General features: G+C 59.5%; 16 protein-coding genes. All 16 read right to left on the minus strand.

Going from position 1 to position 15,060, the window contains the following annotated elements; all coding sequences use genetic code 11:
- Positions 1-10: 10 nt before the first annotated feature.
- The 16 genes from M5G26_RS17955 to M5G26_RS18030 all read right to left on the minus strand — a co-directional run bounded on the left by M5G26_RS17955 (position 11) and on the right by M5G26_RS18030 (position 14,960).
- Positions 11-319, minus strand: a complete 309-nt coding sequence (locus M5G26_RS17955; protein WP_273916113.1) for a hypothetical protein — start codon at positions 317-319, stop codon at positions 11-13.
- Between the two features lie 48 nt (positions 320-367).
- On the minus strand, positions 368-787 hold the full coding sequence (locus M5G26_RS17960) for a phage tail assembly chaperone (RefSeq protein ID WP_273916114.1): 420 nt from the start codon (positions 785-787) through the stop codon (positions 368-370).
- Positions 788-800: 13 nt separating this feature from the next.
- Positions 801-2,282 (minus strand): gp53-like domain-containing protein, encoded by a 1,482-nt coding sequence (locus tag M5G26_RS17965; RefSeq protein ID WP_273916115.1) that lies wholly within the window; start codon positions 2,280-2,282, stop codon positions 801-803.
- 12 nt (positions 2,283-2,294) lie between these two features.
- A complete protein-coding gene (locus tag M5G26_RS17970; protein ID WP_273916116.1) occupies positions 2,295-2,750 on the minus strand; it encodes a hypothetical protein in 456 nt (151 codons plus the stop codon).
- A gap of 36 nt (positions 2,751-2,786) precedes the next feature.
- Positions 2,787-3,896 carry a hypothetical protein gene (locus M5G26_RS17975; protein ID WP_273916117.1) on the minus strand — a complete coding sequence of 370 codons (1,110 nt, stop codon included), beginning with the start codon at positions 3,894-3,896 and terminating at the stop codon, positions 2,787-2,789.
- A complete protein-coding gene (locus tag M5G26_RS17980) occupies positions 3,893-5,002 on the minus strand; it encodes a baseplate J/gp47 family protein (protein WP_273916118.1) in 1,110 nt (369 codons plus the stop codon). The genes M5G26_RS17975 and M5G26_RS17980 overlap by 4 nt, the downstream gene beginning before the upstream one ends.
- Complete coding sequence (locus M5G26_RS17985; RefSeq protein WP_273916119.1) at positions 5,003-5,626, minus strand: hypothetical protein; 624 nt, start codon at positions 5,624-5,626, stop codon at positions 5,003-5,005.
- Positions 5,623-6,732 carry a hypothetical protein gene (locus tag M5G26_RS17990; protein WP_273916120.1) on the minus strand — a complete coding sequence of 370 codons (1,110 nt, stop codon included), beginning with the start codon at positions 6,730-6,732 and terminating at the stop codon, positions 5,623-5,625. The genes M5G26_RS17985 and M5G26_RS17990 overlap by 4 nt, the downstream gene beginning before the upstream one ends.
- 84 nt (positions 6,733-6,816) lie before the next feature.
- Positions 6,817-7,596, minus strand: coding sequence for a hypothetical protein (locus M5G26_RS17995; RefSeq protein WP_273916121.1), 780 nt, complete (start codon positions 7,594-7,596; stop codon positions 6,817-6,819).
- The gene (locus M5G26_RS18000; RefSeq protein ID WP_273916122.1) at positions 7,593-9,089 is read right to left on the minus strand and encodes a hypothetical protein; all 1,497 of its coding nucleotides are present in this window, start codon (positions 9,087-9,089) and stop codon (positions 7,593-7,595) included. Before M5G26_RS18000 ends, M5G26_RS17995 begins: the two co-directional genes overlap by 4 nt.
- On the minus strand, positions 9,086-11,860 hold the full coding sequence (locus M5G26_RS18005) for a transglycosylase SLT domain-containing protein (protein ID WP_273916123.1): 2,775 nt from the start codon (positions 11,858-11,860) through the stop codon (positions 9,086-9,088). The genes M5G26_RS18000 and M5G26_RS18005 overlap by 4 nt, the downstream gene beginning before the upstream one ends.
- Positions 11,857-12,156, minus strand: a complete 300-nt coding sequence (locus M5G26_RS18010) for a hypothetical protein (RefSeq protein WP_273916124.1) — start codon at positions 12,154-12,156, stop codon at positions 11,857-11,859. The genes M5G26_RS18005 and M5G26_RS18010 overlap by 4 nt, the downstream gene beginning before the upstream one ends.
- Complete coding sequence (locus tag M5G26_RS18015; RefSeq protein WP_273916125.1) at positions 12,104-12,508, minus strand: hypothetical protein; 405 nt, start codon at positions 12,506-12,508, stop codon at positions 12,104-12,106. Before M5G26_RS18015 ends, M5G26_RS18010 begins: the two co-directional genes overlap by 53 nt.
- Before the next feature lie 99 nt (positions 12,509-12,607).
- Complete coding sequence (locus M5G26_RS18020; protein WP_161548786.1) at positions 12,608-13,030, minus strand: hypothetical protein; 423 nt, start codon at positions 13,028-13,030, stop codon at positions 12,608-12,610.
- Between the two features lie 13 nt (positions 13,031-13,043).
- Positions 13,044-14,759, minus strand: coding sequence for a hypothetical protein (locus M5G26_RS18025; protein WP_273916126.1), 1,716 nt, complete (start codon positions 14,757-14,759; stop codon positions 13,044-13,046).
- A 3-nt stretch (positions 14,760-14,762) separates the two neighbouring features.
- Positions 14,763-14,960, minus strand: coding sequence for a hypothetical protein (locus M5G26_RS18030; protein WP_273916127.1), 198 nt, complete (start codon positions 14,958-14,960; stop codon positions 14,763-14,765).
- Between the last annotated feature and the right edge of the window lie 100 nt (positions 14,961-15,060).

Here is a 15,060-nt window from a genome sequence, read left to right on the forward strand (position 1 = left end):
GTTCGGTGCATCAGGCCTTCGCCCACATGACCAGCGCCATGATCACGATGGCGACAAACAGCACCAGCGCCGAAGCCAGAAGGCCTGCGGCGATATTGCCCTGGCGTATTTGCTCGACCAGCGTCGACAAGTGAATCTGCGGGAACACCACCCGACTGACGATGATTGCCAACCCGGCCAGCACGGGTGCGAACACCAGCCACTGGATCAGGGTTTGCAGCATCGCCGTGTCAATCAGGAAAAGGGCAAGCAGAGAAGGGAGAATCAGCAACCAGGCTGATTTATCAAGCAGGGCTTTGAGGCGTTTGAATTTGGGCATTGGACATCAACCTTTGGTATACCCGCAGGTTGATGTCACGACGCCTGCCTAGCTGTTCAGCCATTCAGGGGCTGCCGGCCGGGCAGCGATTTGCGGGAAGTCCTTAGCCTCGGTCCAGCCTCTGAGTGCCTGGCGGTAGACCTGCAAAGCGCTGTATTGCTCGGTGGTCAGGGATGTCGTGGTCCCGGCCTCAACCTCGTCACGGTGACGAGAGACCCGGCCATCCGTTACCGACAATTCGCGGTCGCGCCAGACGCGTTCGCAAATGGCCAGGGTTTCGGCGGACGCCGGGGCAGGATCGGCAAGCTCTGGCAGACCTTTCTTGCCCGCAATGATGCGCTTGCCTTCGGAATGCCCCGTGAGCAGGTCGAGATGACGTTGTTCGCTGATTTCGACGGCATCTTCAGGGATGTTGTCGCCGTGTAATTCGTGGCTGTAGAAACCACCGGTAGAAGCTGAATAGAACATGTTTGCGCCCTCCTTAATACCCGATTGCGATCCAGTCGAAACCGGCCACCGTAGGTCCGTTGTTCCAGTTCGCCATGACGATTGCCTGCGCGTTGTTCCGCGTTCCATTGCCCACGAAGATCGGGCCAGCCGGAGTAATCCATCGAGGACAGATAACCATGCCAAGCACCGCGTTCGGAAAGGCGAAGGGGTAGTTGAACGTGCAATAGCCATTGCCATCGGTCATATTGCCTCCCCACTGAATAATCGTACCGTAGGGAAGCTTCTGGAAACCGTTTGCACCCATTGAACGGGCAAACCCGGCCAGATCCGCTTTCTGCGCACCCAGTGCCGCGACAAAAGCGGTCGTTGCCACTTGGGCGTTGTTGGTACCGGCACCGGCGGTTGGCGCAGTCGGAACCCCCGACATATTCGGCGAGTACAGCGGGGCGTAGTTGGCACCGACCCAGTTTTCCACAGCGACGTTGCCCAGATCAGTGCTGTCTACCGTGGCTTTGAGTTTGGAGGCCGCGCTCCAGCCGAGTTTCACCTGATTACCGAGCTGGCCGATGCCCGTGCCTTGCTGCACTGGCGTATACCCCAGCGCAGGCTGCTTGCTTGCCAGGCCGTTGTTCACGTTGGTGACGAAGTTCGGATCGTTGCCGATAGCGGCTGCCAACTCGGCCAGCGTATTCAGGCTGGCAGGCGCGGACGCCACCAGTGCAGAAATCGCTGACTGAACGAATGCGGCGTTGGCGATCTGCCCGGTATTGGCGCCAAACGCCGCCGTCGGGGCCGTCGGAGCACCGCTCAGGGCCGGGCTGGACAGGTCCGCTTTCTGTGCGCCCATGGCCGCCACAAAAGCGGTGGTCGCCAGTTGCGCGGAATTGGTGCCCGCCGCCGCGGTTGGCGCAGTGGGTACACCCGTCAGATCGGTGCTGACAAAGTCCGTCTGCTGCAGGCTGATACTGGAGCCATCGCAGTAGATGTTCGAGGACATCCCTGACGACAGGACAACACCGCTGCCTGCGGCGGTTTTCAGGGTGACGGTGAACGCGCCCGTCGAATTGTTGATGACTTGCCAGCGCCCGGACAGGTTTGGAAAAACCACGGCCTTGTTGGCGACCACGGCACCGGTCAGCTTGATGACGGCCGGGCCGTATTGGGCTTGTGTCAGGGTGGTAGTTGCGGCACCGGAAATGTCCACCAGCACCGTGCCGTCGACGGCGGTTTGCACAAATGCGGTGTTGGCCAGTCTGGTGGTGTTGTCGCCTGCGGCTTGCGTCGGGGCTGTCGGCGAACCGGTGAAAGACGGCGAGTTCAGCAAAGCGAAACCGGTGGGCACATAACTGCCGGATTCCAGCGCATCCATGTGCTGCTTGAGGTACGCGGTGCGGTTGGCCAGGGACAGCAGCGGGGCGTTGGATTTCGCACCCACACCGCCGTCAACGGAGTCGACGATTTCCAGTTGATAGACGCCAGCGTCGTAGTTTGGCGATTCTGGTTGGTTAGCCATTAATCAAGAACCTCAAAAGGAAATGATCCAGGACCCGGTAAATGACAGGTCGGATGCTTTGGGAATCGCGGTGGTGCGGGTCTTGCGTGCGTACAGCACATTGCCGCCGGTAAAAAGCCCGAACTCTCCGATCGACACGCCGTTGTTTTCGGAGGTGCCCAGCGAGAACTGGAAGGAAACCTGATTGCTCTGCGGATAGGTGATGCCATCCAGTGCCTTCAGGTACTGCCCGGTCAGCGCGATGTTGCCGGGCGCAGGCGCGACAATGCTGGTGCCGAAGCCGATTTTGGTTACGCTCTGATTGGCGACGGAGCCGCCCAGCAGTTGCGCATGAATCTGTTTCGATCCATCGACGATCAGGTTGTGTTCCTTGATCACGTCGATCAATTCGCTGCCACGGTAGACGTGCAGCAGAAACAGGCCGCTAGGGGCTTTTTCGTAGTAGTCGTTAAGAGTAGTGCCGGACATTCGCCATGCTCCAGGATGAATACCCCAAGCATGGCGTCACGACACAGAGAGCGCGCCGTTTGTGCCGCCCGCGTAGGTGATCGCACCGTTGCGTTTGCGAATACTGTTGTACTTGTAGCCGTATGCAACGGTTCCGGATAACGCCTCATCTGGTGGATTCAAACTGTCATTGGTGTTACCGATGAAGGTCTTCAACACCGGTTCGATTTCGCTGGGCGCAGTCAGCGTGTCTGCCAGGACCGGAGTGGCAACCAGCGGCATCGCGCCATCCACCGGAGGCGTGAACGTGTCGGCAATCGCGCTGGACTGCAACGACAAGGCGCGCAAGTGAGTGCCTGCCGATCGCAGACGATCGACAATGCCCGTGACGATCGCGGAGAAGGCCGTCGGGTCAGTCCCGCCCAACAGGTCGTAACCCAGCTGCACATCAAACAACCCGTACAACTGCGATGACATGGGTTGGTAGTGATAGTCGCTGTTACGGGTGATGGCGCCGTTGTATTTGGGAAATGAGGGGCCGTAGAGGATGACGTCAGTGACCTTCGTGGCCTGTCCGGTGTAGTAGCTGATCGCGCGTTCGATGGCGACGTTGTTGGCCCGTGGGCGCACCGTCTCGGCAATGATGCGCGCGCCATAGCTCGGGTCCGGCTCGCTCTGCAATCGAGGCACGCCGTAGTAACTGCCAAGCTCGTCGATCCAGTCACCGGACGCGGTGGGAATGCTCATCTGGTTGATGGCTTCCGGGATCTGCGCCTTGGCGGCCTTGAGCTCGGTACCGACCGCTTCCATGTAGGCCCAGACCAGGCTGGTGTAGGCGTACAGATGATCGCCATTGGAGCGGGTGATGTCGCCCGTGCCATCCATCAATACCCGCGCCGACAACGCCATGTTGGCGCTGCCGTCGGCGTACAGGACTTGATAGCCTCGGCGAGAGGAAATCTGGTCGATCAGTTGCGCCAGCGTCACGGTGGTCAAATCGATCGAAAACCCTCGGCCAATCCCGCCCACCACAGTGGTACTGAGCACACCTTCCGATACCTTCCAGGTCATGCCCCCGCCGTAGCTGATCCGCAAGGCCAGGAACTGTTCGGGATCGGGATCGAATACCCGGTGCAGCAGGGAGAGAAGTTTCTGCGTCAGTTTCATGTGATGTTCAAGGCCCCAGGCATGATTTTCTGGCTCTTCGACGCGGCGATGTTGGCGTCCGGGCTGGTCAGTGCAAAGTCGTACACACCGTCGAGACTTTTCACGATGCGGATGATTTCCGCCGACAGCACGTCCTCGCCAATGCCCAGACCCAGCAGATAGCTGTTGATTGCACTGATGGCTGCCTTGACCAAGGTCGGTTCGTCATATCCCGATTGCACCGATAGATTGCCTTCGACGTCAACCAACAGTTCGGTAGCGGCGTAAACATGGGCGGGAATGCCGGCGGCCTTGTAGCCCGGGACCGGATTGCCGTTGATGTCGTAGTCGCCATCGATGATTTTCTGTGCGATCGCCACCAGGGCGGCAGAGGTACTGCCGGTGCCGTTATGCACGTAGCAATTGACGAGTGCGATGGGCTCGTTCGGGTCCAGCAAATACGGTTCAACCACGGCAGCACTGGCGACGTGCTCGATGATGTTGCCGGCTTTGTCCGTGCGGTTGGCAGTGGTCAGTCCGTAGGTAATGGCCGCCACGGTTGAGCGGGCGATCGAATTGATATAACTGGCGAAGCGCAATTTGCGCTCATCCGGCGTTTCGGCGTCAGTTCCCGACGAAAAGGCCGAAAGGTTGCTCGCGCTGACAAAATTGCCGGGCGAGGGGGTCAAGGTGAATGCCTGGTTTTTCGGGATGTTCCCGATAACACCACCGTTGTCAGCCGCGACGGTCACATCGACAAAGGATGCGCCAGGCTCGATGACCACATCGGCCAATGCCGAGTAGGTGGTGGCCAGCCCGGTGCCGGAAAAGGTCGTGCCCGCCGCGATCAGCTCGCCAGCCCCGGGAGTCACCTGCACGCGGATCGGCCCTGCAGCGCTGATTTGCGGCAACGCGTCGAAGTTGAACGTCGCATAGGTGGCGACCGGAATGGCCTCCTTGATCCCGATGAACATTTGTTGATAAAGCTCATCGATCTCGGCAGCAGGCGCCTCGACGAGGGTCCGTGCGACCGAGCCCACGTTGTAGTCAGTGATGCGGTGGGTACTGGCGCGCATCCAGTTGAGCATCGACGCGGTGATGGAGACAAAATCCTTGATCTGGAACATTTACACGCTCGCTTGGGCAATGATGGGGTTGCCGGTGATCGGCGTGACATCGACCGTCACCGCCAGGACATCGCCGTTGCTGGAAGGGGTGATCGAGTTGATGCGTTTGAGGCGGGTTTCCTGCGCAAGGGCATCCTGCACATCCATTCGGCCAATCAGGATGGCAACGGCGGCATTCTTGTTGCCGCGGCGTCGTTGAATCTTGCAACCATAAGCGGGGTGATACATCAGCTCGCCCGGGTCGGTAACCACCCGATGGATCAAGGCCTGCTTGAGGTTTTCGCGACCGGACACCAGGTTGAAGTCGCCCGTGGCCGGGTTGACGGTCAAGCGTCGATTGAGCAACTGGCAGTCGCTCAGCAGTACGTCATCGGCCGATGTGCTGGACGGCTGCGGCTGGGCAACGGTCGTCGGAATTCTGATCTGCCTGCCGCCCAGCAGCACGCGATCGCTGGCCAGCAAAGGATCGTCCGTGACAAACGGCGCAATCAGATTGTTGAACCAGGCCAGCTGCGCCCAGGCATTGGCGTCCCCCATTTCGCGATAGGCGATCAGTTGTAACGAATCGCCATAGCGAGTCGGCGCAAAGCGAAACCCGGAATACTGTCTGGTGAAGTCGCTCATGTGTTCACCACCAGACCCGCGTTGACGATGGCGAGGTTACTGTTGATGACATCGGCCGGCAGGTTGGTCGTGATCAGATCGGTATTGGCCAGCACCTTCAGGCTGTTGCTTGCGCCCTGGGAAACGCTGACGGGCAGGTTCGGTTGCTTGGCAACCGCCGCGAAGGTGTTGCTGGCCGCGCCGGAGTAAGCCGACACCGAGCGACCACCGGCGGTGGAGGAACAGTTGGACGCGCCATACAAGTCGTCGTAATTTTCATAGCTCATGACGACTCTGGAGTTTTTCAACAGGCAGAACAGGTTGGTGAATTCGCGGGTCACACCCATGATCGCCGCCTTGGCAATGTTGGGGATGGTTTTGATCAAAGCCACCGAGCGAAAAATGTTAGTGACAGCCGAGGTCACCAGGGTCGCGATGCTGCCAATCTGGCGGATGATCCCGATACCTGCCTTGTACATATCAATGCCGGCGTTGACCATTTTCTTGATGGCGGTGTAAATCGCCATGGTCTTTTCCACCAGCTTCTTGATCGGCGCAACAAGGGTTTTGTCGATCCATTTGTACACGTCCTTGATCCTTGCAGTAATGGCATTGATCGACGCAGTAAAGCTGTCGATCCACGAGGTAATCGTGCCAAACAGACTCTCATCGGTTGGCTGCAGATCCTTGCCGCGCAGATCATGCGACAACATCACGAAACCGAATCGGTACTGAGCCAGCAACGGTCGGCTCCTGCTGCGTTTGAGCTCGAACACGCGCGGGGCGATCACGCGCGAATAGCTGTTCAGGCTATCCACCAGAATCAGTTTGACCAGCGAAGGATCATCACCTTTGGCAACCGCTGCAGCCCGACGGGCATGCCAGTCGGAATAAACAAAGGTCTTGAAGTTGATCAGGCGCTCGGTTCCACCGGTGTCGCCTTGGGCGGCGCGCCAGCCGAGGGTCCCGGAAAAGGATCCCTCTTCAATGCCTTCCCCGAAACTGTCCGCCCAGGCGCCGCCCAGGGTCTGATTGACCGAGAGGCGGCTGGGGAAGCCGACGGAAAGTTCCTCCGGCCGGATCAGCAGAGTCAGTTCTTCAGATGTACCGGCTGACTCATCATCCATCACAAACGTAATGGGGCAGTCGGCAGCTTTTTGTGAAGCGGGCGAGTTTAGGTCCATGACGTCATGGTGGCGTCACGACAAACATTACATCTGCTGCGGTGGCGGGTTATTTCCGTTGTTCGGGTTGGTGTGGCCGTTGTAGATGATGCGGTCAGCCGCCATGCTGCGGACCTTGTCGGTGATGTCCAGATCGGCTTTGATGTTTTTGTTGACCTTCACATCGCCGGTGAACGTGGTTATTGGCGAATCAATGGTGGTGCCCCCCGGAAACTTGAGCACGGCCGCTCCCGAAGCACTGGTCACCGTCAGGTTCCCGGCCGGGTCGATGTTGATCGTCGCCTTGACCGCACCCGCATTCGCGACCACCAGTTGCACATGGGGGGCGGAGGCGGTGTTGTTGCTGATACTCCACTTCTTGTCGAAGTCCTTGCCGGTCAGGTCCTCGTGCGCGGGGCTTGCGCCCATGCGCAGGTAAGTGCCGCTGGGGTGGTACCACTCAGCGTTCCCGGCGCCGTCGATCGTGTGATAAAAATCGGAGGCGTGCCGATCGATCTTGCGGTTGCCTTCCGGGAAGGTCATCTGGCAAATCTGTGGGAACAAGAACCCGGTGATGTAGGGCGAGCCTTCGCACCAGTCGATGATGGCGATGATGTCCCGCGCGGTTTTCTGGCTGCTGTTCCAGTGATTTCCATCCGGCGCCGGGGCGGGCACCGGCAGGTCATTCAACCCGGTGTTGGTGCTGGCCGAGCCGGACATGATCTGCACGCCGGCCCAGCGTGAGCCATCGTTGAGCACAATCACATCGCAGGAATGATCTTGTGGATGGATGGCCACGACACGTGCGCGTCTGGAGGTCGAACTCATTGAATCATCTCCGCGAGGTACGGCGAATCCACGCCGCCCGCCAGTTTTATCCGATTGGAAAAGCTTTGCCCGCGCTCCAGCACCAGGTTGGTGTAAAAGCCTTCAAAGGGCAGCATTTGGTGCGACACCTGGCTGACGTAAAACATCGACGAAAAATTGCCGCGGCGGATCATTACGTAGTTGCCCGCACGAATTTTTTCGTTGCCCTTGATGCGCAGACTCCCCAGCTCCAGAAGGCTGTTGTCCTTGTTCTGTGCGACCAGGAACGCCCGCCGGTTGGCCACCCAATCGAAGAGGTTGGCATCGCGGGCATTCTGTTCGGCTTCCGGCAGGCCGGATTTGTTGTTGGTGATCGATGGGCCGCCCAGTTGCGTGTTCTGCCAGACCAGGCGCAAACCATAGAGCGCCGATGCGCAGTTGGCGTAGCCGGAAAAATCAACGGTGCTGCGCTGTCCGGAGTTGATCCCCATCTGGCGCATGATGGCGTCGCTGTTCAGGCTGAATGACGGCGCCGACACCCAGTAGTAGTTTCCGACGCCTTCATCCGAGCGCGCGACCTCCAGTGAGACGATATCGGCGGCATCGATCTCGAACAGGTTCAGTATCGCCGCGTTGGTGAATTCGGTACTGAGTTGCGGCGCAGTGGTGACCTCGGGGTCGAGCGGGGTGCCGTTCAGATCAAGTGCCGGGTTTTGACGATAGTTGCAGTAAACGCCATTGTCGTCTTCGGTGATGAACAGCTCGTTGAATACACCGATGTCCAGGTACTTTTTCAGCAACTGATACACCGAGCCTTCATCCGACTGGATACCGGCGATGCCAACGGACGCGGTGACAACCTGGTCTGCTTTGACATCCAGCAGCGGAAAACCGCTGCCCTCAGGCAACAGGTTGGCCAGAAACGGATTGACCAGGTTATCGATGGCCGTGCGCAGAAACTCGACGTTCGTCAGCGTATTGGAAAAACCGGCGCCGAATTTCTCCATCAGTTTGAATGCCGAAAGCACGTCTTGCCCGGTGATGTAACTGGGGCCATAGAACAGCTGCAACATCTGCCAGACTTTCCCGTAATCGTGGCCGTGCAGGGTGATCGAGCGCTGGGGGCTGCCGTTGGCTGACATGGTTTCCTGGCGAGTGATCCGGGAAACAAAACCGCGCATGACGATCGGAATGTTTTCTTTGTTGAGCGGGTAGATCGATCGCCGCATTCTTATTTCTATTAAATCCATCGGCTCGACAATTCCGTATAGCGTGTCCAGGCCGCCAATATCGGCAGGCATGTCAGGCACGGTGATGGCGAAGCCGCCGGCAGGCTCATGCACGCTCTTGCTGGTGGTGATAGATGAGCCGTCGCCCAGCCAGCGCGTCAGGTCGATCACGCCACTGGCGCCCTGATAGCGCAACGAAGTCGGGGTCTGACCGTCGACCGTCTTGCGCTTGACGGTCTTGATCAGCCTCACCTGGAACTTGGGTTGATCGACGTTCATTTTCACAAGGTTTTTGCTCCCGAGCCGCTGACAACCGGGCGCCCGACCGATGTATCAATGCTGACGTTGTTCAAGCGATTGCCCGACGGATCGCGCAGGGTCACATCCACGGCAACCGCGTGCTGCATGGTTTGTGGCATCTGGTAGACCTGTGCAAGCGGTGATCCGCCGTTCAACGTCAGTTCGCGTTTGCTTTTATCAATGGCCGGCAGGTAGTCGCGATTGGCGGGGCCCCATTGGTTCTCGTCGTATCCGCCGTGATAGCTGCGCAGCATCTTTTCGATGTTGCCGCCGTAGTACCTTTTGCGTTCGGCCATCAGCTCGTCATACATGTAGAACGAATCGCTGGTGTTGAACGGGTTCAACTGGCGTCCGGCGCGCTTTGACAGGCTGGCGATGTTGTCCGGCATGATCTGGAACAGGCCCTTGGCGCCTTTGCTGCTGGTCTTGTTGGAGATGAACGAACTCTCGACCATCATCAGGGCCGCGGTGGTGCCTGGCGGCAAGCCGGCCTTGCGGTCGGACTCGGCCGCACGCTGCAGCAGTTCAGGGGTAACGCCTCTTGCTCCGCCGGCGCCGGGCGAGGCCGACTCGTCAGGGGCGGGATCGTTTTCATAGAGCGTGGGCACAGCGTCATCCGCCTGAGTCGCCGGCGAAGTTGCAGAGGGTTGACCGGCCGCGAGCGGGACGGTGCTGGTGGCCGGGGTTTCGCTGACACCGGTCCACTTTTCCCGACCGTAGCGTTCGCTTTCATCGGCCCAGGCCTTTTCATAGGCCGTCTTGGCCGCATCGCGCCGATCCTTGGCCGCTTGCTGTTTTGCATTGAGCGGCGCACCGAGCAACCGGCGTGACGCGGCAATCAGATCAAACGGCACCAGACGATCGTATTCCGCTTGAGCCGCGTCGAATTCCGCCTCTTCGTTTTTGCTGATCGACGCTCTGCGAACTTTGTGATCCGCATCGATTTTGGCGGAAACGGGATCAATGCCGGCCATGCGCTGCACGGCATTCTGAATGGCCGTGAGGGCGGGCAAGCCTTCTCCGGCCAAGCGAAGCAGGGCGTTATTCCCGGCCACAGCAGCCGCCTGCGCTTCGGAGGCTTTGGTGTCTTCCTGGTTCTGCGAGGCGGCTTCTTTGGTTTTGGCGTCTTTCTGCGCTTCAGACAGCGAAGCGTCAGATTCGATTTGACTCAACCGTGAGATGCCGCTGCCGCTGACATCGCGCGGATCGATACCCAAGCGCTGCAGGCGCGAGACCATCCGGTCGTTATCTTCAGGTCGGGAGGTCAGCCACGCAGCCGACTGACCGTAGCTGGTTCCGAAGGTGGTCTTGAAGGCGTTGAGCAGCAGGTCGGGCGACTTGCCCGCGTACTGCTCAATCAGGCGTTTCTGCAGGACGCTGACAGTACTTTCATTGTCGGACCAGTTTTGCAGGTGGGTACCGCCGCCGAATCTGGCGTAGTAGGCCGCCATCGCTGAGTCAGGGCCGAAGACTGACTTGCCGGTGCCAAATGCCCCGCCTTCCAACTGGATCTCCGCCTGGATCGGGTTGAGGTTCTTGTCGCGCTGCAGCACACCGGACATGAAGTTTTTGCCCGCTTCGCTGTTGCCGCCCTGGCGAATCGTGTTGTCGATGGTGTTGATAATCCCCGCCGCGCTGTTCGGGTTCATTCCGGCCAGGCCGGTATTTTCAAGGCCCGCCATACGTGACAGCCAGTCTCGGGAGCCCGGGCTGCTGAGGCTGACGCGCGACGCGCCTTCCACATAGCGCCCCAGATTGCTGAGGACGTCACCCATGCGCGGCAGATCTCCGGCCTTGGCCACGCTTTCACCGATCATCAGCGCCAGGCGCTTGTTGTCATTGGCGTCTTTGGTCAGGCCCATGCCTTTCATACGGCCGAAAAAATCCACCGCGGCCGACGGTTCCAGACCAAACGATTGCGCGAAACCGATGCCTACGCCAGTCTCGTTACCCAATCCGGCCGGATCCAGTGTTCCCCCTGCCAGATTCGCGTAGCGCTTGAGCAATGACGAAACTTCGCTGTCGCCCAGGGCATATTGATCCGCCAGGCTGCGTGAACTGCTCTGCAGGCCATCAAAGGAAATATTGACGTCGCCCAGCGTGCGTTTGAGGGTGTCGTAACTCGCCGCCAGATCTCGCGCTTCAGCCATCATGTCGAGGATGGCCGACAGACCGCCGGTGATCGCACCCAAAGCGGCACCCCGGCCACCACCCGAGGCGGCGCCGGCCAGTGCGCCAGAGGCGATCCCGCCTCCCAGGCCACCGACCTGATTGGCCAAGCTGCCGGCAAGATCAGCCGCTGCACTGCCGGCGACACTTCTCCAGCTGCTTTGGCTGCCGGGGCTCGATTGGGATGACGAGTCTGGCTGGCCCGCGTCGGATGGAGCCCGATTCGGCGAGGCTGTTGCCAAAGCGTCCGGCCGAAGGTATCGCAGCACGGTGTTGGCCTGGCTCGAACGCTGACTCTGGCCTTCCCACACTTTGCCCCAATCGACCTGCTCGAAACTGCGGCCGTCCTGGCCGCCCAATGACAGCGCTTTTTTCAACGCCGGCGCCAGGCGCACCATGGCCTCGAATTCCGCACGCATCGCGCGCACGTCTTCCAGGTCGATCTTGCTGATCGGGGTGAATCGGGTCTTGCCAGCCTGTTCGGCCACGCGCGCCAAATCAGTCAGGGCGGCTTTGACCTGAGCGATCTGCTGATCGATTTCCTGCTGATTCAGCTCCGCGCTCACTGGGATCTTGATGTCGCTCACGCCGTTACCTCGTCGATGTCTTCCCAGTCGCCCGGATCAGGCGGCAGGAGTTCTGCCGCCATATGTGCTGTTTGTGTGTGCTGACGCTGCTGCTTTGACAAAGCCCGCTCTTCAATTTCGGCAAGGATCGATTCTTCGTCGAATTCGTCATCGTCGAATTCCTCGCCCGGTGGCTGTTCGAAGTAGTGGTAAGCCCAGTACTCCGCTTCCATCTGCTCCAGAGTCAGATCCAGAAAGCGCGGATCAATCGGCGACAGCAGGTACTTGCGGCGAAACCAGAAGCTGATCGTTCCCACCAGGTGCTTGCCCAGCGCCTTTGCCTGCCGTTCCCTTTGTTTTGCGAAACTGGCCCTCCCGTTGGCGAAGCGCGTTGTTCACCTTGGCAATCCGGTTGTAGGCGTCTTCATCCAGCGGATCCATTTCATCCAGATCCCAGGCATCCGGCGCCGCGACGATCAGGACTTTCAGCGTGGCAATCCAGCCGGCCACTGTGGCCAGAAACGGAGTCGGAGTCATCACGCCTTCGGTCAAACGCGAGTACTCGGAGGCAATGCGCATTTCGTCACGCATGGTGCGGCGAGCGAAAACGAACTGACCAACGCCAGGAATTTCTTCATGGAAGTCGGTATCGGAAGGTGTACGGCTCATTGGGAATCCCGGTCGGGTGGATGAAAGGTTCCGGTTATTGTCTGGTCACGACAAAAAGCCCGCATGACGCGGGCTTTTCGGGAGGAGAGGAGGGCTGGATCAGCCGCCGGTGCCACCCACGTCCAAAGCGTTGAACTGACCGGAGCCGATCAGGATCTGGTGCGCGGTCACTTCCATATCGCCCGAGGCGTAGGAGCAGCCGGTGTACTTGCGCAGCAGCGAGCCGTCATCGCGATTGTAGGTCTCGATGTCGAAGACCAGGCCTTGCAGGACGGCATCACCGTTTTCAGCGAAGATGCCGCGCTCGCGCATTTTGTCGGTTTCGAGAATCAGGCGACTGACGGTGATGGTGTGGCGCGCCATGGTTGGCACCCACTCGCCGACATGAATATCGCCAATGCCGGACGCCGCTTCCGGCGCGTAGTCATCGTTCATGCGGACCGACTTGACGAAGCCGACCTGGAAACCGTCGTAGGTGATGACCGTACGGTTGCCGCTGCGGACTTTCTGGTTGTTTTTCATGGGCTAGCCCTCCTTATGCCGAGGCTGTGCCGGTGAAGATCTTCAGCGAGATCGACACAGGGATGTAGTTGATAGGGATGACTGGCGAGCACTGGAACGCGACGGCAAGCGTGTCGCCGCTGGCGGTCACGGTGATGCCCATGTACGGCGGGTTGGCCTTGTCGCCTGCCAGAACACCTGGCCCGGCCGGTTCGGCGACCGACAATGCTTTGAGCACGGTGTCGGTGATGGTGGCTGCACGACCCAGGTTGACCTGGTTGTTTTTCTGCCCGCGCAGGACATCCAGCGCCTCACGAACGGTGCGTGCGGTGTAGTCGGTGGCCCAGCCGCAGGACTGCTCGACTTTGTTGAATTTCTTGTCCACCAGCCAGGTGCTGATCGACTGCACAACCTTGTAGCCGTTTTTGGTGCTCTCGATGCACAGCACGCCGCCGGTGATCAGGGCGTCGGTGTCGGTCGGATTGCGCAGGTTGCGTTCCAGGCCCGAGACATTGATCGATTTGTTGCTCAGGGCCGTACCTGGGTTAACGCCGGCGAACATGCCGGTCAGCATCGCCGCAGTGTACGAAGCGTTGAACAGCGCCAGGTTGCCATTGACGTCGTAGCCGTAGTGACCCAAGTGGACCAGCGAGGTGCGATCAGAGTTGAGCGCTTTGGCGAAGGCGATCGCGGCCGCATCGGAGGTGCCCAGATCGGTACCGCAAACCGCACGACGCTCCATACGGCCGAACTTGGACATGAATTGCACGTGTGCATCGGCCATCGCCCAGATCGCCGGCGTGGTGCTGACCGGGCAGATCCACTGCGCATCAACCGATTGCAGAGTGGTGAATGCTGCCGACCATTCCGGGGTGCTGGTGACGCCATTGGAACCGCCCGCCAGATAAGTAAAAGGCAGCAGGGCAGGCATTGTTCCGGCATCAGGCGCGCGGGAAGCGGTGACCAGGCCTTCGCTGCCACTGTTGAACCAGTCGATCACCGCCTGCAGGTTTGCGGTGACGGTGTACTGGGTCTTCACGTTTGCGGCGGTGGCGTAGTCCAGGCCATTCAGGGCCACGGCATTGATGTTGTTTGGATCAACCACACCGGCGCTGAAACCGTCGATGGTGTTGATGTAGTCAACCACTTGTTGATAGGTGGAATAGACGTTCAGGTCGACAGTGGCTACGGTGGTGCCGCTCGGCGCCTGCAGCACGATGCTGGTACCGGAAACGGTCATGGCCGCGTTTGCCTGGGCACCGGTGTATTGCACGGTGAGGGCCGGACGCGCGATGTTGTCTTGGGTGACATAACCGTTCTGGTACTGGGTGGTGACCATCAAGCCAGACACCGAGCCGGACTCGATTTTGGTCTTGATCTGGTTGGTCCACTGGCCGTAGTCCGAAGACTTCAGCAGGATACTGTCCGCACCGGCAGTGTCCTTCAGGGCCAGTGTTGCCTGAACGGCCGGGTTGACGCGTACGGCATAAACAGTCGACGGACCGCCCGTTTCAGCGCTGGGTGCAAAAGCTTTGGTGATCGCATCCAGCAGCGGGCCGCTGATCAGCGCCGCTTTGGCTTCCGCTGGCGAACTGAACGCCAGCGGCGTGTTTGGCTCGCCGCCGGCACTTGTACCGATGAAGGCGGCGTAGTTGCCCACGCCCAGGTTCGCGCTCTGGTAGGCAGAGTCGTCGACCTTGGACATCGTCGCCGGGGTAACCCACAGCTTGCCGTTGTAAAAAAGAGACATTGTTTAGTCCTCAATGACCATAGTGGTGAAGTCGACGAATTGGGCCTGGAACGTGGATTCGAGAGCCTTGATGACGCCTTTCTGTTTTGCGGTGAAGTAGAAGCCGTTGACCAGCTCGACGCGTGAATCACGCAGTGAAAGCTTCTGCATGAATTCTTCCAGCGTGATTTCAAAGGCAGCAGGTACAGGGGTGTCCGACATGGAAACAACCTCGACGGTAGTTACGGTTTGATCGCCAGCAGGGGGTTCAGTACCGTCTGCCGGATTAGGGGTGACACTCTTGGAAACCATTGTTTGGAGC

Origin of the sequence: Pseudomonas sp. TNT2022 ID642, from assembly GCF_028656995.1 — a bacterium.
GTDB lineage: Bacteria > Pseudomonadota > Gammaproteobacteria > Pseudomonadales > Pseudomonadaceae > Aquipseudomonas.